The organism is Flavobacterium sp., from assembly GCF_024710485.1.
In the GTDB taxonomy this organism is placed as follows: Bacteria; Bacteroidota; Bacteroidia; order Flavobacteriales; family Flavobacteriaceae; genus Flavobacterium.
Genome location: NZ_JANJUQ010000015.1, coordinates 1 through 19,996, shown reverse-complemented (window position 1 = coordinate 19,996; position 19,996 = coordinate 1). Strand labels below are relative to the sequence as shown.

Genomic DNA, 19,996 nt, shown 5'->3' with positions numbered 1-19,996 from the left:
ATTCAAAAATACAGTATTTTATGGTTAGTAAAAACCAAATAAAATTAATTACCGGTTTACAACAAAAAAAATACCGAAACGAGCATCAGTTGTTTATAGCCGAAGGGGTAAAAGTAATACAGGAATTGTTGCAATCAAATATCGTGCTCGACCATTTATTTGTGACCGAAAGTATTTTTGATATTGTACCGACCGCCAAAAAAACTTTGATTAAAGAAGTTGATATGAAACGCATTTCTGCGCTAAGTACTCCGAGTTCTTGTTTAGCCGTTTTTCATATTCCACTACCCAAAGCAATTTTGTCTCAAGGTTTGATTGTAGCTCTGGACGATATTAGAGATCCCGGAAATATGGGGACTATCATTCGTTTGTGCGATTGGTTCGGTATTGCTCAATTATTGTGTTCTAAGGAAACTGTAGACCTCTATAATCCTAAAGTTATTCAGGCTACTATGGGCTCTGTTAGTCGGGTTCAAGTGAATTATGTTGATTTGGAAGCTTTTATTTCGGAAACGACTTTGCCGGTTTTCGGGACTTTTATGGACGGGAAAAACATCTACAAAGAAAATTTGCCTTCGGAAGGGATATTGGTTTTCGGTAACGAAGCCAACGGCATTTCTTCGGCTTTGGAGAAAAAGATAAAAAACCGAGTGGCCATACCAAGATTCGGCAACTTGCAACAAACTGAAAGTTTGAACGTGGCTACAGCTACCGCTATCTTTTTAAGCGAGTTCAGAAGAAATTCTTAGTGGAAGGTAAAGTTAATCAAAACCGCACGGGTTTTCAATGATTCGATGTTGCCTGTCCATGGACTGTTTGGGTCGTCATCGCGAATCAATTCGTCGCCGAATCCGAAAACACCACGAATCGACGGAGAAAATTTGAAGTATTCAAAATACAAGTCAATTCCAAATCCAAACGTATAATTGTTGGTCCAAGGTTTGACTCTGAATTTTTGCTCGGAGTTGTCATCTTTCGATTTAGAGTTGCTCGATAAGTTTAAAGTGGTTCCCACACCGCCTAATAAATAAGGTCTTACATTTCCGGTGCGCAATGATGAGAATTTTAACAGTAACGGAAAGTCAATATAAGTAGCTTTTACTTCTCGAATGGCGTCTCGATCGTTGGTGAATCCCGGATAGGTTAGGGTTCGACTGGCATAATACAATCCGGGCTCGAAACGCAATTCTACGTGTTCATGAAGTCGCAAAACGCCTACCAATCCTACGTTAAAACCGGTATTGCCTTTTACATTGATATCTTGTCCGGGCACTTTGTAATCAGTTTTAAAATCGAAAGTACTAAAACCTAAAAAGTAGCCCCAATACACGCGTTGCTTATCAAAATTCTCCAAATTGATAATAGGATCTTTTGAAAAAGTACTTTTCCCAAATTGCGCTTGGGAAACGGAGGTGATTAGTAAAAACAGGGCAATTAACTTCTTCATGCTTTGGCTAAAGTACATATTTTATTTTTTGGTCGCAGTATAAATAGTAGCAACGCCAAAAGTTTGTGGCATGGCTTTACAGTCTATAAACGAAACTTTTCTTAAAATATTGTTTAAAGCTTCTCCAAACGGGAAATGGCTGGCCGATTCCGAAAGGTATCCGTAAGCGCTATTGTCTTTAGAAAATAGTTTCCCTACTAAAGGTAATATCACTTTAGTATGAAACGCATATCCTTGTTTGAAAGGGAATTTTGTCGGTACCGAAGTTTCTAAAATCACAAAAAGGCCGCCCGGTTTTAACACGCGGTAAATTTCTGCCAAACCTTTCTCTAAAGTTTCAAAATTGCGTATGCCAAAGGAAACGGTAATGGCGTCGAAATGATTGTCGGGATAAGGAATATTTTCACTGTCTCCCACTACCATTTCGATTTTGTCGGCTAAATTTTTAGAAAGCACTTTCTTCTTCCCAACTTCCAACATGCCTACTGATAAGTCTAAACCGATAATTTTCTCAGCTGCGGTGGCTTCCGCCATCATGATAGCTAAATCTCCGGTGCCGGTGGCAATATCGAGAGCGATTTTAGGGTTGTGGGCTTTGACCAATGCAATGACTTTTTTACGCCATTTCATATCGATTCCCAAAGAAATTACTCGGTTCAAACCGTCGTATTCGCCCGAAATATTATCGAACATTTGGGTTACTTGTTCTTTTTTGCCTAAAGTAGATTCTTTGTAGGGTTTGATTTGCTTTGACATGGTTGCAATTTTCTGCAAATATACGCTATTATAGTGCAGAGTTGCAAAGTTCCTTAGTTTCAAAGTTTTGTAAAAAGTGTAATAAAATGAAGTGCCGAAAGTAATGGTTGTGACCGGTTACTTTTTCAGATACGTTTGAAAGGTAAAAGCATAGTCATGACGTTCGTCTTTCGGATGGAATTCCTCAAAAACCAACTCCCATTGGGTCAGATTGATTTCCGGGAAATAAGTGTCGCCTTCGAAAGAAGCGTGGACTTTAGTCAGATCGAGCTTGTCTGCTACTTCAATAGATTGTTGGTATATTTCTCCACCGCCAATGATAAAAACTTCTTCTGTTTTCGGGCAGGCTTCAATGGCTTTTCCCAAGGAGTTTACTACAATACAGCCTTCCGGGTGGTAGTTGGGCTGACGGGAAATAATAACGTGCGTTCGATTGGGCAATGGTTTTGGGAAACTCTCAAAGGTTTTTCGTCCCATTATAATATAATGTCCCGAAGTGATGGCTTTGAATCTCTTAAAATCATCGGGTAAATGCCAAAGCAGTTGGTTTTCTTTTCCCAAGGCATTGTTTTCGGCCACTGCCGCAATTACTGTAATCATTAGGGGTTGAGTTTGGAATTTTCGAGGTCGTTTTTGAGTTGTTCTATTTTCTTGGTTTGCTTGAGCATGAGCTTGTCTATTTGGGCACGCTCCCAGTTTTTATTCATAAAACTGTCGGTAATTAAAACCTTGATGGCGTGAAAAACAAACAAACAGCACCACAAACTAGCCACCCAAATCCACCAATTGGTTTCATCGTGATAGGAAAGCAAATGGTTGGCCGCAAACAAAAACACACAGCCAATTACAAAAACTATAAAATGCTGGAATAATCGTTTTTTTTGTCTGATACGATCACGCGCATATTCGTATAATTCGTGTTGGTTAGGCTCCATAAGACGAAATTTATGGTTTAAAGGTAAAATTTATTTTCAAAACAGTAAAATCTGTTTTTAAGATAATGTATTACGAAACCGATTTCTTAACTGCAGATGTAAAATTAAAGGCTATGGAAATTGTAAATCTTCTTTTAAACAGGTGCTCTTTTTAGTAATGTCGTAAAAATAAAAGGGCTTGTAAAAGCTACTCTAAAATCGCTTTACTTTGCTACAGTAATCTATAAATGAAATAGTTATGGCTATTAAAAAACAAGTTATTAAGACGAAACCGGTTGTAAAAGTTACTTTTTCAATCCAAGCGAAAGGAGCCAATTCGGCTGCCGTAGTAGGTGATTTCAACAATTGGAACCCGGCTGAAGGAGAGTTGTCTAAATTGAAAAACGGCACTTTCAAAGCTACTTTTGATTTGCCCAAAGACAACACTTTTGAGTTTAAATATTTAGTGGATGGTTCCTATGTGAATGATCCTGAGGCTGACCGTTATGCCTACAACGAGTTTGCCGGTTCAGAAAATAGTGTTTTAGCACTATAGGTTTTAGTTTTGGTTAGAAAAAATCCGTTTCGAATTTCGAAACGGATTTTTTATTTACTGAAATCAAGTGTGATTGGTAAGGAATACATACATCTTACAGGGATACCTCTTTGTTCTCCCGGGAACCATTCAGGGTATTTTTCAAGTACATTGATGGCTTCTTCATCTAAACCATGGCCCAATCCTCTTGCGATTTTAATATTACTTATTTTGCCTTCTTTATCCACTACAAAATACAGAACAATTTTTCCTTTTACTTTGTTTCTGACGGCTTCACGAGTTGGTTTAAAGTTGCTGGAGATAAACTTATAAAAATGTTGTAAGCCTTTTTTGGGTTCAGGTTTTTTCTCTAAAACTTGATATTCCTTCATGAACCCGTTTTTGTCAGTATAATAACCGCTGATAAAATTACCGTCTTTATATTCATCAACATAGGTTTTTTCAATACTTGTAATGGTCCAAACACCATTTTTGACGCCGTTTTTATATTCGCCTTTTGTATGAATTTTATCCTTTTGAACATCAAATAAGCCATTGCCGCTTTCAACCATTTTGGTTCCGTTTTCGTTCCAAATAGTTTCAACTAAGTAATATTCATTGGTGTTGAATTTTTCAGGGTTAAATTTCCCTATTTGCTTTAAATTGCCATTCTCAAACCATTCCGTATGTATCCCGATTTTTCTTTTATTTTCGTAAAAGGTGGAACTTTTTTTCTGCCCATTTTCATAATATTTAATTTCTTCTCCAATGGGATATCCGTCATCTTTATAGTTCGATTTTTGTTCTGATTTAAGAGTGCCTGATTTGTAATATTCTAAAACTTGGTACTCACTTTTTTCGGTGTAGTACTCTTTGATAACTCTCTTGTAGCTATGATTTTCAATGGTTGTTTCTTTGTTTACAGAATCCAGATATACAATCTTATCTTGGTCGTTTTGCGCCAAAATAAATGTTGAAAAAGGGAGAAAGAAATAAAGTAGTTTTATTTTCATAGCTAATTACACGGCTACTTGTCCTTTGATATGCGGATGCGGATCGTAATCTACTAAGGTGAAATCCTCAAAAGTAAAATCGAAGATGTTTTTTACCTCCGGATTTAAAATCATTTTAGGCAATGGTCTTGGTTCACGTGACAATTGCAATTCTACTTGTTCGAAATGGTTGTTGTAAATGTGTGCGTCGCCAAACGTATGAATGAATTCGCCCACTTGTAAATCGCAAACCTGAGCAATCATCATAGTAAACAAGGCATAAGAAGCTATATTGAAAGGAACGCCTAAGAAAATATCAGCACTTCTTTGGTAGAGTTGACAAGACAATTTGCCGTCGGCTACATAAAACTGAAAGAAGGCATGACATGGTGGTAAAGCCGCTTTTCCGTTGGCTACGTTTTCGGCAAACGATTTTGAAGTATCCGGTAAAACCGAAGGATTCCAAGCCGAAACCAACATGCGTCGGCTGTTTGGATTGGTTTTAAGGGTTTCAATCAATTCCGTGATTTGGTCAATTTCTTCGCTGTTCCAGTTTCGCCATTGGTGACCGTAAACCGGACCTAAATCGCCGTTTTCATCGGCCCATTCGTCCCAAATTCGAACACCGTTTTCTTTTAAATAGCCAATGTTAGTATCGCCTTTTAAGAACCATAGCAATTCGTAGATAATCGACTTTAAATGCAGTTTTTTGGTGGTTACCATAGGAAATCCTTCGCTTAAATCAAATCGCATTTGGTAGCCGAAAACACTTTTGGTTCCGGTTCCGGTTCGGTCTCCTTTTTGACAACCGTTTTCTAAAACGTGTCGCATTAAATCGTGGTACTGCTTCATGTTGGTTTCGCGTTTCGGGTTAAAAGTTTCACGGTTTTAAGATTCGCGTTTCGAAATTTCATCTCTAATTTTGGCTGCTTTTTCATAGTCTTCATCTTGAACGGCTTTTTCTAAAGCATCGTGCAATTCGGTCAGACTCATGCTTACATAAGCGTCGCCGGCATTGCCTTCGCTGTCCAGGCCGAAAGTTTCGGGAGTAGACAATACGCCGTCGTCGTCGGCATTTTGATTGTCGATATCAGTTGGGTTAGGATTCAGGTATATTCCGGCTTTGTCTAAGATGTTTTTGTAGGTAAAAATCGGTGCGCTGAATCGCAGTGCCAAAGCGATGGCATCTGAAGTTCTGGCATCGATGATTTCTTCTATTTTATCGCGTTCGCAAATGATACTCGAGTAAAAAACACCGTCGACCAATTTGTGGATAATGACTTGTTTCACTACGATATCAAAGCGATCGGCGAAACTTTTGAATAAGTCATGTGTTAACGGACGCGGTGGCTTGATTTCTTTTTCTAAGGCGATGGCAATAGACTGCGCCTCGAAAGCACCGATAACAATAGGGAGTTTTCTTTCGCCGTCTACTTCATTTAAAATTAAGGCGTAAGCACCGTTTTGCGTTTGGCTGTATGAAATTCCTTTGATGGTTAGTTTTACTAAGCTCATTGTAGCTTTTAGATTGCTGATATTAGAATTTAGATTTCAGATTAAATATGTAAGAAACCCAGTTACCCGACATTCAATACAAATCCTTCATAGCCCTGACAGGAGTGAAAATCCTTTTTTTGTGCACTCGGTAGTTGACGTAAAATCAAAAAAGTGAACGAACAAAAAAAGATTGCAACGTATGGCAGGAATACGGACTGCAAAGTAACAAAAACTTTTCGCTTCTTAAAATGGCAGGCATAAAAAAAGAGCCGCTAAAATCAGTTTTAACGACTCTATATTCTATGTGTCCGAAAGCTTAGGCGTTTTGCGCTTTAAAGGCTGCCAGTTTCTCGGTTAATTTTGGTAAAATTTCGAAAGCATCCCCTACAATTCCGTAGTCCGCTACTTTAAAGAAAGGCGCTTCGGCATCGCTGTTGATGACTACTTTTACTTTGGAAGAGTTGATTCCGGCGATGTGTTGGATCGCTCCGGAAATACCCACGGCGATGTACAAATTGGTCGCTACCGGTTTTCCGGTTTGGCCTACGTGCTCACTGTGAGGTCTCCAACCCAAATCGGATACCGGTTTAGAACAAGCTGTGGCAGCGCCTAAAACTGAGGCTAAATCTTCCAATATTCCCCAATTTTCAGGACCTTTTAAGCCGCGACCTCCGGATACTACTACGTCAGCATCGGCGATGGTTACTTTTCCGGTTGTTTTTTCTACTGAAGCCACTTTTACGTTGAAATCGGCTTCGTTTAAACTCGGTGCGAAATCTTCTTCAGTTGCTGAAGCAGTACTTTCAAAAACCCCGTAAGAGTTTTTGGCTAAGCTCAATACTTTGACATCGGTAGCAATTTCGGTAATATTGAATGCTTTATTAGAGAAAGCTGTTCTTTTTACTTGGAAAGGTGAAGTGCTTACCGGTAATCCAACAACGTTAGAAGCAAATCCGGCGTCTAAGCCAACGGCTACCAACGGTGCCATGTACAAACTGTCGGTAGTAGAAGACAATAAAATTACTTTAGCACCTTCTTTTTGAGCAGCTTGTTTTACCACATCTGCGTAGGCTTTGGCGTTGAAGTTGGCCAATTTATCGTTGGTTACTTTTAATACTTTGTCAACACCGTATTTGGATAAATCCGATACATTTCCGGCGTTTACCGTTACAGCTGTAACAGTGGTTCCTAATGATTCGGCTACTTTTTTGGCATAAGATGCTAATTCAAAAGCTACTTTTTTGAATTTTCCATCAGCCGATTCTGCATATATTAATAATGACATGATTTTTTTGTTTTTAAGTTGTACGTTCTAAGTTGTAGGTTAAAAACTGCCTACTGCGACTGAACACTGAATACTAAATTACCTTTGCTTCGTTGTGTAAAGCGTTGATTAAACCATCTAAATCGTCGGCAGCAAATAATTTTACAGCCGATTTCGGAGCCGGTTTTTCAAATTTTACGGCTTTGGTGTTGTTGTTAGCGCTTACCGGTTCTAATACCGTTAATACTTTGGTTCTGGCGGTCATGATTCCGCGCATGTTTGGGATGCGCAAGTCTTTTTCTTCCACCAAGCCCTTTTGACCTCCGATTACTAATGGCAATGAAGCTGAAATAGTTTCTTTTCCGCCGTCGATTTCACGAGCCGCTTTGGCAGCGCTACCGTCGATGGTTAATTCGGTACAAGAGTTCACAAAGTTGTAATCTAACAAACCGGCTAACATACCCGGAACCATTCCACCATTGTAATCTAACGATTCTTTACCGCAGATTACCAAGTCGTATTGACCTTGTTTTACCACTTCGGCCAATTGTTTGGCTACAAAAAAGCCGTCAGTAGGAGTAGCGTTTACGCGAATCGCTTCGTTAGCACCGATGGCCAAAGCTTTTCTCAGCGTTGGTTCGGTGTCCGGTCCGCCCACATTAACTACAGTAACATTGGCGCCTTGTTGTTCTTGGAACCAAATGGCTCTGGTTAATCCGAACTCGTCGTTAGGGTTGATTACGAATTGTACGCCATTGGTGTCAAATTCCGCATCACCGTTCACAAAGTTAATTTTTGAAGTAGTATCAGGCACGTGACTGATGCAAACTAATATTTTCATTGTTGCGTTTATTAAGTGAATTTTTTTTTCTGACCGTAAAAGTATAAAATATATTTCTATTTTTTGTATGCGCGCATAATATTTTTTCAAATTTCAATCGATTTCGTAGCGGGTTGAAATTGGCCAAACGAACGGCACATCATTTTAAGCCGTTATTTAACCAACAGAAATGTTTTTTAATCGTATTTAATTTTTATTTTTGCCTTTCAAAATTATAGACAGTAACACTATCCGAAATATGAGAACGATACAATTTAGAGAAGCAGTTGCCGAGGCGATGAGCGAAGAAATGCGTCGCGACGAGTCAGTTTATTTAATGGGTGAGGAAGTAGCCGAATACAACGGTGCTTACAAAGCTTCTAAAGGAATGTTGGATGAGTTCGGTCCGAAAAGAGTCATTGATACCCCGATTGCAGAGCTTGGTTTTGCCGGAATTGCTGTGGGTTCAGCGATGAACGGATGCCGACCGATAGTAGAATTCATGACATTCAATTTCTCTTTGGTTGGAATTGATCAAATTATTAATAATGCTGCTAAAATGCGCCAAATGTCGGCCGGGCAATTTCCTATGCCGATGGTGTTCCGTGGCCCAACCGCTTCTGCCGGTCAGTTAGGTGCTACACATTCGCAAGCCTTTGAAAACTGGTACGCGAATACACCGGGATTGAAAGTAGTTGTTCCTTCTACACCTTACGATGCTAAAGGATTGTTGAAATCAGCTATCCGCGATAACGATCCGGTAATCTTTATGGAATCGGAACAAATGTATGGCGACAAAGGCGAAGTGCCTGAAGAAGAATACACTATTCCGTTAGGGGTTGCTGATGTGAAAAGAGCAGGAACCGATGTGACTATTGTTTCTTTCGGTAAAATCATCAAGGAAGCTTTTATTGCGGCTGACGAATTAGCCAAAGAAGGTATTTCTTGTGAAATCATCGATTTAAGAACGGTTCGTCCGATGGATTATGATACGATTATCAACTCGGTTAAGAAAACCAACCGCTTAGTAGTTTTGGAGGAAGCTTGGCCTTTTGCCAGCGTGGCTTCTGAAGTGACGTATATGGTTCAAGAAAGAGCTTTTGATTACTTAGATGCGCCTATCCAAAGAATTACAACTGCAGATACACCGGCTCCTTATTCTCCAACCTTGTTGAAAGAGTGGTTGCCTAATGCCGAAGATGTAATAAAAGCAGTAAAAAAAGTAACATATAAATAATTTTGCAGACTACTAGACTTGAGGAATGTTAGCAAATCTTAAAATTCCATGAAGTCTGAAATCTAGCAATCTAAATAACTATATTTGAAACTTCATCTGAAACATAGATGAAGTTTTTTTTTTACACATGAAAAAAATATTTACGCTACTTGTATTCTTTTTGGCTTGCAGTCTTTCGGCGCAAACCAAAGTAAGCGGGATTGTATTGGACAATTCCAATCAACCGGTGCCCTACGCCAATATTGTTTTTAAAGGGTCAAAAATAGGAGTAGTCTCCAATGAGGATGGTCGCTTCTACATTGAATCTTCTGAGAATTACACTTCGATTATTGTTTCTTTTGTGGGTTTTACGGATAAAGAAGTCAAATTGCCTAAGCAGGTAAACTACGATTTTAAAGTGGTTTTAACCGAAGGGAATGCGCTCAAAGAAGTTAAGATTTACTCCGGTAAAACTTCTAAAAAAGACAATCCGGCCCTGGATATCTTACGTAAAATTTGGGAACGTCGTCGCAAAAACGGATTGAAGATGTTCAAGCAATACCAATACGAAAAGTACGAGAAAGTTGAGTTTGATATGAATACCATCGACAGCGCTTTTATGCAAAATAAGCTCTTTAAAGGAATGGAGTTTGTCTTCAAAAACATTGATACTTCGAGCGTTACGGGTAAAACGTATTTACCTATTTTCATCAACGAATCACTTTCGGATTTTTATGGTGATAACGAAGCCAAAAAGACCAAAGAAATTCTCAAAGCCAACAAAAATTCAGGTTTAGGAAACGGTGACGGTGTGAACATGTTTATCAAAGATTTGTACAACGATTTCGATATTTATGACAATTACCTGAACTTTTTCGATAAGAGTTTTGTCAGTCCGTTATCACGCACCGGGATTGATGTGTACAATTATGTCTTAACCGATACTGCTTTTATCGACAACAAATGGTGTTATAATATTGTGTTCTATCCGCGTCGCAAAAACGAGCTGACTTTTAAAGGTGATTTTTGGGTAAACGATTCCACTTTTGCTATAAAAACCATTAATATGGCAGTGACCAAAAGCGCCAACATCAACTGGGTAAAAGACATTTACATCGAACAGGAATTTGAAGTGTTGAACGATTCGATTTTTTTACCAACCCGAGATTATATGATGTCGGATTTCGCGCTTCGTAAAAAAGAAGAATCGAAAGGTGTTTACGGAAAAAGAACCACTTTATATCGCAATTTTAAGTTCGATGAAAAGAAGCCTGAGAAATTCTATAAAGAAGAAGTCAATTACATCGACAATTCGGTTTACGCTAAATCCGATGCGTATTGGGAAGAGAATCGTTTTGAAAGACTCAGTAAAGATGAGGTAGGCATTTACAAGATGATTGACACTTTAAAAACCGTGAAACGCTTCAAACAAATGTATAGTTTGGTGTCGATTTTGGGTAGCGGTTACATCGAAATTCCTAAATGGAAAATGGATTACGGGCCGATTTTTTCTACCGTAGGTTTTAACGATGTAGAAGGTTGGCGCTTGCGAGCCGGCGGAAGAACTTACTTCGGGCCGAATGATTTATGGAGAATCCAAGCGTACACCGCTTACGGTTTTGACGATAATAAATTCAAATACGGCGTTTCCGGAAAATGGATGGTCGACAAGAAAAACCGCATCATCATCTCCGGTGGCAACCGAAGAGACGTGGAGCAAATAGGCGCTAGTTTGACTACTACCAACGATGTTTTGGGCAGGAGTTATGCTTCGTCAGGTTTGTTCATGACGGCGGCCAACGGGAAGCTGACCAATATCAATTTGAGTACACTTGCAGTAGAAATGGAGCCTGTGAAAAATTTAACATTTCAGTTAGGCTTTTCTTATCGAACACTTGAATCGGCCTCGGATACATTCAGCTTGAATTATTTTACCGACGATACTTTTACTACCACAGCCAGTGAAGTGAAACAATCGGAACTGAATTTACAGGTAGAATTCACGCCGAAACGGAAAACCATTGGTTACGGTGTGGAAAGAAGAGAAATTGACAGTCCGTACAGCCGATTTTTTGTCAATTACAGTCAGGGTTTTAAAGGTTTAATTGATAGCGATTTTGATTATCAAAAAATTCAATTGTACTACAAACAACCCATTGTTATCGGACCGTTAGGTCGTTCCAATTTTACTATGGAATTAGGAAAAACGTTCGGTCAGGTACCACTAGGATTAATGAGTGTAGTGCCGGGGAATCAAACGTATTTCATCATTCAGAACACTTTTAGTAACCTCAATTTCTACGAATTTGTAGCCGATGAATATGCCACGTTCCAATGGGAGCACAACTTCAACGGTAAGATTTTTGCACGAATTCCGGGTATCCGAAAATTGAACTTGAGGGAAATCATAGGGGTAAGGGGTGTTTACGGAACTGTTTCAGAGGAGAATAAAGCCATCAATGCCTCGGGCTTAGTTTACCAAGCTCCGGAGAGACCGTATTGGGAATACAGCGCCGGAATTGGTAACATCTTCAAAGTATTCCGTTTAGATTTTGCATGGCGCGCCAATTATAGAGATGTGCCTGATACCAGCAATTTCACCATCAAAGGTTCGTTCGGGTTTTATTTTTAATCATGAAGGAAGCTATAGCTTTTTTGGTTGCTAAGGATTCAGTTTTTAAAGAGCTGTATGCTCAATACGGTAATCCGCTTGTGCCTACTCGACCGGAAGGTTTTCAAACGCTGGTCAAACTGATTTTAGAGCAACAAGTTTCTTTAGAATCCGCTCGGGCTTGTTATGTGAAAATCGAAATGGCTTTGGGTGAACTCACTCCGCAATTGATTTTGACAGCTTCTGATGAGGTTTTACGAGCCTGTGGTGTAAGTCGCCAAAAAAGCAGTTACCTTAAAGCGTTAGCAGAGGCTATCCAAGAAAAAAAGTTGGTTTTGGAAAACCTTTCTGGAAAGCATCCCGACGATGTTAGAAAAGAGTTAATCCAAATCAAAGGTATCGGCCATTGGACCATTGATGTGTATTTGATGTTTTGCTTACAGTCACCCGATATACTTCCGATAGGAGATGTGGCTCTGGTCAACACCATCAAAGAATTATACGGTTGTAACGATAAAGCCGAGATGTTGGTGCTGGCCGATAACTGGAAACCGTATCGCAGTATGGCCACCTATTTCTTTTGGCATCATTATCTGAAAAAAAGAAACCGTAAGTTTATTTATTAGCGGAGTAGCATTTGCTTCAAAATGAGATAAATGATTCTGGATTCTTGTTTCTAAATTCCTTTTTCTTTAGCATTTTTAAGTCTGTTTGTCAGTTGTTAGATGCGCATCAACAACAAGACGAAATCCATGTATATCAAATTCGCTAATATTCCCACGCGATATTGTTTTTATTTGTTAAAGTTTTGTTACTTTTGCGACCGATAAATAAAAAAACAATGGAAAAATTTATGATGTACGTGCCAATTGTAATGGCAGTTTTAGGACTTGTATTCATGGGAGTTAAAGCCATGTGGGTTAACAAACAAGATGCCGGAGATGAAAAAATGCAAAGCATTTCCAAAAGTATTCAAGAAGGTGCTATGGCCTTTCTAAAAGCTGAATACAGAATCTTGGCAATATTCGTTGTTATTGCCTCTGTAGCCCTTTTTGCAGTTTCCCAGGTAGTTAAAACCTCTCATTGGATGATTGTAGTTGCCTTCATTTTCGGTGCTATTTTTTCTGCATTAGCTGGAAATATAGGTATGAGAATTGCTACCAAAGCTAACGTTAGAACCACACAAGCTGCTAAAACCAGTTTGCCAAAAGCCTTAGATGTATCTTTCGGAGGTGGAACGGTAATGGGATTAGGTGTAGCCGGTTTAGCGGTATTGGGATTGAGCATTTTCTTTTTATTATTCTTAAATCAATTCATGAGTGATGCTACCAAGTCATTCTATGAAAATATGACTTTAGTATTAGAGACGCTCGCCGGTTTCTCTTTAGGTGCTGAGTCAATCGCATTATTTGCCCGTGTAGGTGGTGGTATTTATACTAAAGCTGCTGACGTAGGTGCCGACTTAGTTGGTAAAGTGGAAGCTGGGATTCCTGAGGATGATCCGCGTAACCCTGCTACTATCGCCGATAACGTAGGAGATAACGTAGGTGACGTTGCCGGTATGGGTGCTGACTTGTTTGGATCTTATGTGGCTACTGTTTTAGCTTCAATGGTATTAGGTAACTACATCATTAAAGATATGACCGAAGCTTCAGGAGCTCAATATACTGATGCTTTCGACGGAATGGGACCAATTTTATTGCCATTGGTTATTGCCGGTGTTGGTATCTTGGCTTCTATCATTGGTACTTTCTTCGTGAAAATCAAAAACAATGAAGCTAAAGAAGCACAAGTACAAGGTTCCCTAAACTTAGGAAACTATGTGTCTTTGATTTTAACCGTTGTGGCTTGTTGGTTCCTAATCGACATGATGTTGCCGGAAAAAATCAGCATGAAATTCTTTGGAGAAGGTGTTAAAGAAATCGCACGTATCAACGTATTCTATGCTACTTTAGTTGGTTTAGGTGTTGGTTTGTTGATTTCAGCTATTACAGAATATTTCACGGCTTTAGGTAAAAAACCTGTATTGAATATCGTTCAAAACTCTTCAACCGGAGCCGCTACTAACATTATTGCCGGTTTAGCTACCGGTATGAAATCTACTTTCGGTTCTGTATTATTATTTGCTGCTGCTATTTGGGGCGCTTACGCGTTAGCCGGTTTCTACGGTGTAGCAATCGCTGCTTCCGCAATGATGGCGACTACTGCCATGCAGTTGGCTATTGATGCTTTCGGTCCAATAGCTGATAACGCAGGAGGTGTAGCTGAAATGAGTGAATTGCCAAAAGAAGTGCGTCAAAGAACAGACGTATTAGATTCAGTTGGAAATACTACAGCTGCTGTAGGTAAAGGTTTTGCTATCGCTTCTGCAGCTTTAACTGCTTTAGCTTTATTCGCAGCTTATGTAACATTTACCGGAATTGACGGAATCAACATCTTCAAAGCCGATGTATTGGCTGCTTTATTTATCGGAGGTATGATTCCTGTGGTATTCTCTGCTTTAGCAATGCAATCGGTTGGTAAAGCGGCAATGGATATGGTACAAGAAGTACGTCGTCAGTTCAGAGAAATTCCGGGTATCATGGATGGTACAGGAAAACCGGAGTATGGAAAATGTGTTGATATTTCTACCAAAGCGGCTTTACGTGAAATGATGTTGCCGGGTGCTATCACTATCATCACACCAATCATCGTTGGAGCCTTAATGGGAGCTGAAGCTTTAGGAGGTTATATGGCCGGGGTGTGTGTATCAGGTGTGCTTTGGGCTATCTTCCAAAACAATGCCGGTGGTGCTTGGGATAACGCTAAAAAATCATTTGAAGCCGGTGTGGAAATCAACGGAGAAATGACTTTCAAAGGATCTGATGCTCACAAAGCTGCGGTAACCGGAGATACTGTTGGTGATCCATTCAAAGATACTTCAGGTCCGTCAATGAATATCTTAATCAAATTGACCTGTTTGGTAGGATTGGTAATTGCTCCTATTTTAGGTTCAGGTCATGGTGCAGAGACCCAAAAAATGGAGTGCACTGTGGAAATGAAAAAAGAGTGTAAAGACGGAATGATTGGCAAATGCGATATGAGCAAATGCAAAGACATGACCAAAGAAGAATGTGCTAAAATGTGCGATTCTTTGGGTTGTACACCGGAGCAAAAAGAAGCTTGTTTATCTCACTACGATGCTGACGGTAAATTCATTGCTGATAAAAAAGCTGATTGTTGTGTGAAACCGGGTGCTGTTGCCACTAATAAAGATGTTAGAGTTGAAATCACTAACAACAATGGTAAAGCCACAGCGACTGTTACTACTACAGTTGGCGGTGTAACAAATACTCAAAAATTTGAAGGTACTGAAGCGGAAGTTAAAGCTAAAGTTGACGCTTTGAAATAATCGAAAGATTTAAATATAATAAAGATGCCTCGCAACTGCGGGGCATTTTTTTTGTCTTTTTTGTTTAAATTAGCCAAGACAAACACAACTTACATGACTAATAAATTAGCTTTCTTTTTACTGTTCATTTTCAATATTGCCTTTTCGCAAAATCCATTACCTTTAATTCCTCAACCCAGTCATATTAAAATAGAAAAGGGTAATTTTTTATTAACCGATAAAACTGTTATTCAGGCTGACGCGAATAGTTTTGAGGCCCAATATCTTCAAATGGCCATCAAACAGCTAACAGGTTTAAACTTGAAAATCGTTCCTGTTTCAAATGGCTCTAAAATCAGTTTGAGTTTTGAGGTAGAAGGTCCCGCCGCAAGTGGTATCAAAGAACCCTATAGTTTATCGGTTTCCGAAAAAGCAATCGCTATTAGAGCCGAATACAACAATGGTTTTTTCTATGGTATTCAAACACTGTTACAATTGATTCCTTCAGAAAAGCAGCGTGAGATCAAAATCCCTTGTTTACAAATCAGTGATTATCCTAAATTCCAATGGCGAGGCATGCACCTCGATTGCGCCCGACATTTCTTCTCAACAGATTTTGTCAAAAAGTATATCGATTACCTGGCGATGTACAAGTTCAATACCTTTCATTGGCACTTAACCGATGACCAAGGTTGGCGCATCGAAATCAAACAATATCCAAAACTTACCGAAGTCGGCGCATGGCGCAACGGTTCGATGGTTGGTCATTACAATGAACAAAAATACGACACCATCCGCTATGGCGGGTTTTACACCCAAGACCAAATCAAAGAAGTAGTGGCTTACGCCCAACAACGTCACATTACCGTCGTACCCGAAATCGAAATGCCCGGTCATGCGGTTGCTGCTTTGGCGGCGTATCCGCAATATTCATGCACCGGCGGTCCGTTTGAAGTCGAAAAACAATGGGGTGTTTTAGATGATGTGTTTTGTCCGAAGGATGAAACCTTCACGTTTCTGGAAAATGTTTTATCCGAAGTTATTTCACTTTTTCCTTCTCATTACATCCATATCGGTGGCGATGAATGTCCGAAAACCCGCTGGAAAAGTTGCGCTCATTGTCAAGGACTGATGAAAGCTAAAGGACTCAAAGACGAACACGAACTCCAAAGTTATTTCATCCAAAGAATGGAAAAGTTTGTGAACAGCAAAGGCCGAAAAATCATTGGTTGGGATGAAATCTTGGAAGGCGGTTTGGCACCCAACGCTGCGGTCATGAGTTGGCGCGGCACCGAAGGCGGCATCGCTGCGGCCAAAGAAAAACATTACGGAGTGATGACACCGGTTTCCCATTGTTATTTCGATTATTATCAGGGCAACCCGCAAAACGAACCTTTAGCCATTGGTGGCTATACTCCGGTGGAGAAAGTATATGCCTTTAATCCGATTCCGGAAGGATTGTCTAAAGAAGAATCTAAGTATATTTTAGGGGCACAATCCAATTTATGGACCGAATACATCACGTCACCCGAACATGTCGAATACATGATTTTCCCGCGAATGATGGCATTGTCAGAAGTCGTTTGGGGCACGGCCAAACCGGAACAATACCCCGATTTTGTTAGCCGAATGATACAACACTTCAAAAGATTAGATCAAAAAGGCATCAACTACAGTAAAGCGCTTTTCGAAATTACGACAGATGTTATGCCAAGGCCCGGAGGCAATGGCGTCTTGTATCTGTTAAAAACCAATCAATCCACTAACGGAATTCGCTACACTACTGATGGAACGCTACCTACAGCACAATCCAAGTCCTACGATCAACCGTTAGTAATTACAAAATCTCATACTGTAAAAGCGACTTATTTCGAAAATGGGTTGGCCAAGAGTAATATCGCCGAACAATCATTTCATATTCACAAAGCGGTGAGCCGATTGGTGTCGTTGCAAAATCCACCTAACGGGAATTACGCCAAAGGCGGAGGCTTCACCTTAGTTGATGGTATTAAAGGTGACAAAGCAAAATTCGGTCAGCATTGGCTGGGTTTTTCGGGCACTGATTTAAATGCGACTATCGATTTAGGCAGTAAACAAAAAATCAATCACTTAAGCATCGGATTGTTGAGCAGTCCTTCGTCGTGGATTTATTATCCCAAAAAAGTGACGTTCCAAGTGTCGGAAGATATGCTCCAATTTGAAACTGTCGGTACTTTTTCTTTTGAAGAAATCCAAAAGACCAATGGCCAAGTCGAAATTCAATGCAATCATAAAAACATTCAATTTGTAAAAGTCACCGTCGAAAACTTCGGCACTATTCCCGACGGGCAACCCGGCGCCGGAAACAAAGCGTGGCTTTTTGCAGATGAAATAACCGTCGAATGACCATGAGCAATCGCAGAAACTTTCTCAAAACAGCCGCCGCAGGTTCCGTAGCCTTAGCCCTGCAATCGTTTACTTCGAAAGAAGATAATTCGGTAAAACCCAACAGTAGAGTCAATAAGCCTATCGTGATTTCCACTTGGAACTTCGGAGTGCAAGCCAATGGTGCCGCTTGGGAGATTCTTAAGAATAACGGTCGAGCTCTTGATGCCGTAGAAGCCGGTGTTAAAATTCCCGAAGGAGATCCTACGGAAAGAAGTGTCGGTTACGGCGGACGTCCTGACAGAGACGGCAAAGTGACGCTCGATGCTTGTATTATGGATGAATTCTCAAACATTGGTTCGGTAGCTGCTTTGGAACACATCAAACATCCAATCTCGGTTGCCCGTGCTGTAATGGAAAAAACGCCACATGTGATGTTGGTAGGCGATGGCGCACTGCAATTTGCCTTGTCCCAAGGTTTTAAAAAAGAAAATCTCTTGGTGGAAGCTTCCGAAAAAGAGTGGAAAGAATGGCTCAAAACGAGTCAATATAAACCTATAGCCAATATCGAAAACCACGACACGATTGGCATGATTGCTTTGGATGTACATGGCAATTTATCCGGAGCTTGTACTACCAGCGGCATGGCTTTTAAAATGCACGGTCGAGTAGGCGATTCGCCTATCATTGGAGCAGGTTTGTATGTGGATAATGAAATCGGAGCCGCTACTGCTACCGGTCATGGAGAAGAAGTGATTCGCATAACCGGTTGTCATTTGGTAGTCGAGTTAATGCGACAAGGCAAATCACCGCAACAAGCGTGTGAAGAAGCCGTTTCGCGCATTGTAAAACTCACCCAAAACCGCAACAAAAACCTTAAAGATATTCAGGTTGGGTTCATCGCTTTAGACAAACAAGGGAATTACGGTTCGTATTGTATTCAAAGCGGATTCAACTATGCGGTAAACGACCATTCGGGAAGTAAGTTGGTTGACGCTGACTATTTTTTAAAATAAATCTGTGAAAATCCGTTTAATCTGTATAATCTGTGGCTAAATAAATGTCTTCAAATGCAAAATTAGAAATCGCTTGCTTTAATCTTGAATCAGCTCAAATCGCTCAAGAAAACGGTGCCGATAGAGTAGAACTTTGTGCCGGAATAGAAGTTGGTGGCACAACACCTAATTTTGAAATCGTAAAACAAGCCCGAGAAAAATTAAGCATCGATTTGTATGTTATGATTCGCCCACGAGGAGGGGATTTTGTGTATACGGATGTCGAGTTTAAGCAAATGCAAGCCGATATTACAGCTTTAAAACAATTCAATGTCAACGGTTTTGTATTCGGAATTTTGAAAGAAAACAAGAAGATAAATTTAGAACAAAATAAAGTTTTAGTTGAGTTGGCCAAACCTTTTCCCTGTACGTTTCACCGCGCTTTTGATGAGGTGGAAAGTGCATTTGAAGCTTTGGAAGACATTATAGCTTGCGGATTCGAAACGGTTTTAACGTCGGGCCAAAAACCCAATGTGAGTGAAGGAATGCATCGTCTGGCTGAATTAATTTCCAAAGCTGATAACCGAATCGTCATTATGCCCGGCGGTGGTTTACGTTCGTCCAATATCAAAATGATTCAGCAAAATACCCAAGCGGTTTTCTATCATTCTTCGGCCATAACCGAAGTAAGTGAAACCGCAAACGCCATCGAAATCCGTACCTTAAAATCAAATCTACAATGAACTTAAACGCCTTATATGGTTCCATTTTTAATTGGTGTTTAGTATTGCTGTACTTTTTTGGTTCAATACTAACTTCTGCACAAAACAACCATCGTAATCTTAGTGAAGAAAATTGGAATTTCAGAAAAGTAAACGATACACTATGGTTTCCGGCCAAAGTTCCCGGGACGGCGCACACCGATTTGTTGGCTAACAAACTCATTCCGGATCCGTTTATCGGTGCCAATGAAAAACAGTTGCAATGGATTGAAAACGAAGATTGGCAGTATCAAACGAATTTCATCATTACCAAAGAAGAACTCAATCATCAAAATGCCGTTTTGCAATTTGACGGTTTGGATACTTTTGCCGAAGTTTATTTAAACGGCACTAAAATCCTTTCCGCCAACAATATTTTTCGTACCTGGAAAGTTGATGTTAGAAAATGGTTGAAAGTCGGGCAGAATAAACTTCAAATCACTTTTGCTTCTGC

Annotated in this window: 19 protein-coding genes; 10 read left to right on the top strand and 9 right to left on the bottom strand. The window is 39.9% G+C overall.

Annotated features, from left to right (window positions below):
* Positions 1-20: 20 nt before the first annotated feature.
* Entirely contained in the window at positions 21-749 is a 729-nt protein-coding gene (locus Q0M21_RS03120; protein WP_295334601.1) for an RNA methyltransferase, read from the top strand.
* Here the strand turns inward: Q0M21_RS03120 and Q0M21_RS03115 are convergent.
* From Q0M21_RS03115 to Q0M21_RS03100, 4 genes are all read right to left on the bottom strand, one after another.
* Positions 746-1,447 (bottom strand): porin family protein, encoded by a 702-nt coding sequence (locus tag Q0M21_RS03115; RefSeq protein WP_295334598.1) that lies wholly within the window; start codon positions 1,445-1,447, stop codon positions 746-748. The two genes, Q0M21_RS03120 and Q0M21_RS03115, sit on opposite strands and share 4 nt — an antisense overlap.
* Positions 1,448-1,468: 21 nt before the next feature.
* Positions 1,469-2,203, bottom strand: a complete 735-nt coding sequence (ubiE, locus tag Q0M21_RS03110) for a bifunctional demethylmenaquinone methyltransferase/2-methoxy-6-polyprenyl-1,4-benzoquinol methylase UbiE (RefSeq protein ID WP_295334595.1) — start codon at positions 2,201-2,203, stop codon at positions 1,469-1,471.
* 117 nt (positions 2,204-2,320) lie between these two features.
* Positions 2,321-2,803 carry a dihydrofolate reductase gene (locus tag Q0M21_RS03105; protein WP_295334593.1) on the bottom strand — a complete coding sequence of 161 codons (483 nt, stop codon included), beginning with the start codon at positions 2,801-2,803 and terminating at the stop codon, positions 2,321-2,323.
* On the bottom strand, positions 2,803-3,138 hold the full coding sequence (locus Q0M21_RS03100) for a 2TM domain-containing protein (RefSeq protein ID WP_295334590.1): 336 nt from the start codon (positions 3,136-3,138) through the stop codon (positions 2,803-2,805). The genes Q0M21_RS03105 and Q0M21_RS03100 overlap by 1 nt, the downstream gene beginning before the upstream one ends.
* 238 nt (positions 3,139-3,376) lie before the next feature.
* Here Q0M21_RS03100 and Q0M21_RS03095 point away from each other — a divergent pair, with 238 nt between their 5' ends.
* Positions 3,377-3,673 carry an isoamylase early set domain-containing protein gene (locus Q0M21_RS03095; RefSeq protein WP_295334587.1) on the top strand — a complete coding sequence of 99 codons (297 nt, stop codon included), beginning with the start codon at positions 3,377-3,379 and terminating at the stop codon, positions 3,671-3,673.
* 50 nt (positions 3,674-3,723) lie between these two features.
* Here the strand turns inward: Q0M21_RS03095 and Q0M21_RS03090 are convergent, their stop codons facing one another.
* From Q0M21_RS03090 to Q0M21_RS03070, 5 genes are all read right to left on the bottom strand, one after another.
* Positions 3,724-4,665 (bottom strand): energy transducer TonB, encoded by a 942-nt coding sequence (locus Q0M21_RS03090; RefSeq protein ID WP_295334585.1) that lies wholly within the window; start codon positions 4,663-4,665, stop codon positions 3,724-3,726.
* Positions 4,666-4,671: 6 nt separating this feature from the next.
* Complete coding sequence (locus tag Q0M21_RS03085) at positions 4,672-5,496, bottom strand: thymidylate synthase (RefSeq protein ID WP_295334583.1); 825 nt, start codon at positions 5,494-5,496, stop codon at positions 4,672-4,674.
* A gap of 36 nt (positions 5,497-5,532) precedes the next feature.
* The gene (locus tag Q0M21_RS03080; RefSeq protein WP_295334580.1) at positions 5,533-6,159 is read right to left on the bottom strand and encodes a bifunctional nuclease family protein; all 627 of its coding nucleotides are present in this window, start codon (positions 6,157-6,159) and stop codon (positions 5,533-5,535) included.
* Positions 6,160-6,457: 298 nt separating this feature from the next.
* Positions 6,458-7,426, bottom strand: a complete 969-nt coding sequence (locus tag Q0M21_RS03075) for an electron transfer flavoprotein subunit alpha/FixB family protein (protein ID WP_295334577.1) — start codon at positions 7,424-7,426, stop codon at positions 6,458-6,460.
* 73 nt (positions 7,427-7,499) lie between these two features.
* Complete coding sequence (locus tag Q0M21_RS03070; RefSeq protein ID WP_295334574.1) at positions 7,500-8,246, bottom strand: electron transfer flavoprotein subunit beta/FixA family protein; 747 nt, start codon at positions 8,244-8,246, stop codon at positions 7,500-7,502.
* A 238-nt stretch (positions 8,247-8,484) separates the two neighbouring features.
* Between Q0M21_RS03070 and Q0M21_RS03065 the strand changes: the two genes are divergently transcribed.
* From Q0M21_RS03065 to Q0M21_RS03030, 8 genes are all read left to right on the top strand, one after another.
* On the top strand, positions 8,485-9,462 hold the full coding sequence (locus tag Q0M21_RS03065; RefSeq protein WP_295334572.1) for a pyruvate dehydrogenase complex E1 component subunit beta: 978 nt from the start codon (positions 8,485-8,487) through the stop codon (positions 9,460-9,462).
* 127 nt (positions 9,463-9,589) lie between these two features.
* Positions 9,590-12,073: a DUF5686 and carboxypeptidase-like regulatory domain-containing protein gene (locus Q0M21_RS03060; protein WP_295334570.1), complete on the top strand. Its 2,484-nt coding sequence runs from the start codon at positions 9,590-9,592 to the stop codon at positions 12,071-12,073.
* Positions 12,074-12,075: 2 nt separating this feature from the next.
* A complete protein-coding gene (locus Q0M21_RS03055; RefSeq protein WP_295334567.1) occupies positions 12,076-12,678 on the top strand; it encodes a DNA-3-methyladenine glycosylase 2 family protein in 603 nt (200 codons plus the stop codon).
* 215 nt (positions 12,679-12,893) lie between these two features.
* Positions 12,894-15,443 (top strand): sodium-translocating pyrophosphatase, encoded by a 2,550-nt coding sequence (locus tag Q0M21_RS03050; protein ID WP_295334564.1) that lies wholly within the window; start codon positions 12,894-12,896, stop codon positions 15,441-15,443.
* A 93-nt stretch (positions 15,444-15,536) separates the two neighbouring features.
* The gene (locus Q0M21_RS03045; RefSeq protein ID WP_295334561.1) at positions 15,537-17,807 is read left to right on the top strand and encodes a glycoside hydrolase family 20 protein; all 2,271 of its coding nucleotides are present in this window, start codon (positions 15,537-15,539) and stop codon (positions 17,805-17,807) included.
* Positions 17,808-17,809: 2 nt separating this feature from the next.
* Positions 17,810-18,802 (top strand): isoaspartyl peptidase/L-asparaginase, encoded by a 993-nt coding sequence (locus tag Q0M21_RS03040; protein ID WP_295334558.1) that lies wholly within the window; start codon positions 17,810-17,812, stop codon positions 18,800-18,802.
* A gap of 44 nt (positions 18,803-18,846) precedes the next feature.
* Positions 18,847-19,524: a copper homeostasis protein CutC gene (locus Q0M21_RS03035; RefSeq protein ID WP_295334553.1), complete on the top strand. Its 678-nt coding sequence runs from the start codon at positions 18,847-18,849 to the stop codon at positions 19,522-19,524.
* A partial coding sequence (locus Q0M21_RS03030) for a sugar-binding domain-containing protein (protein WP_367273705.1) occupies positions 19,521-19,996 on the top strand: 476 nt, incomplete at its 3' end. The genes Q0M21_RS03035 and Q0M21_RS03030, both read left to right, overlap by 4 nt.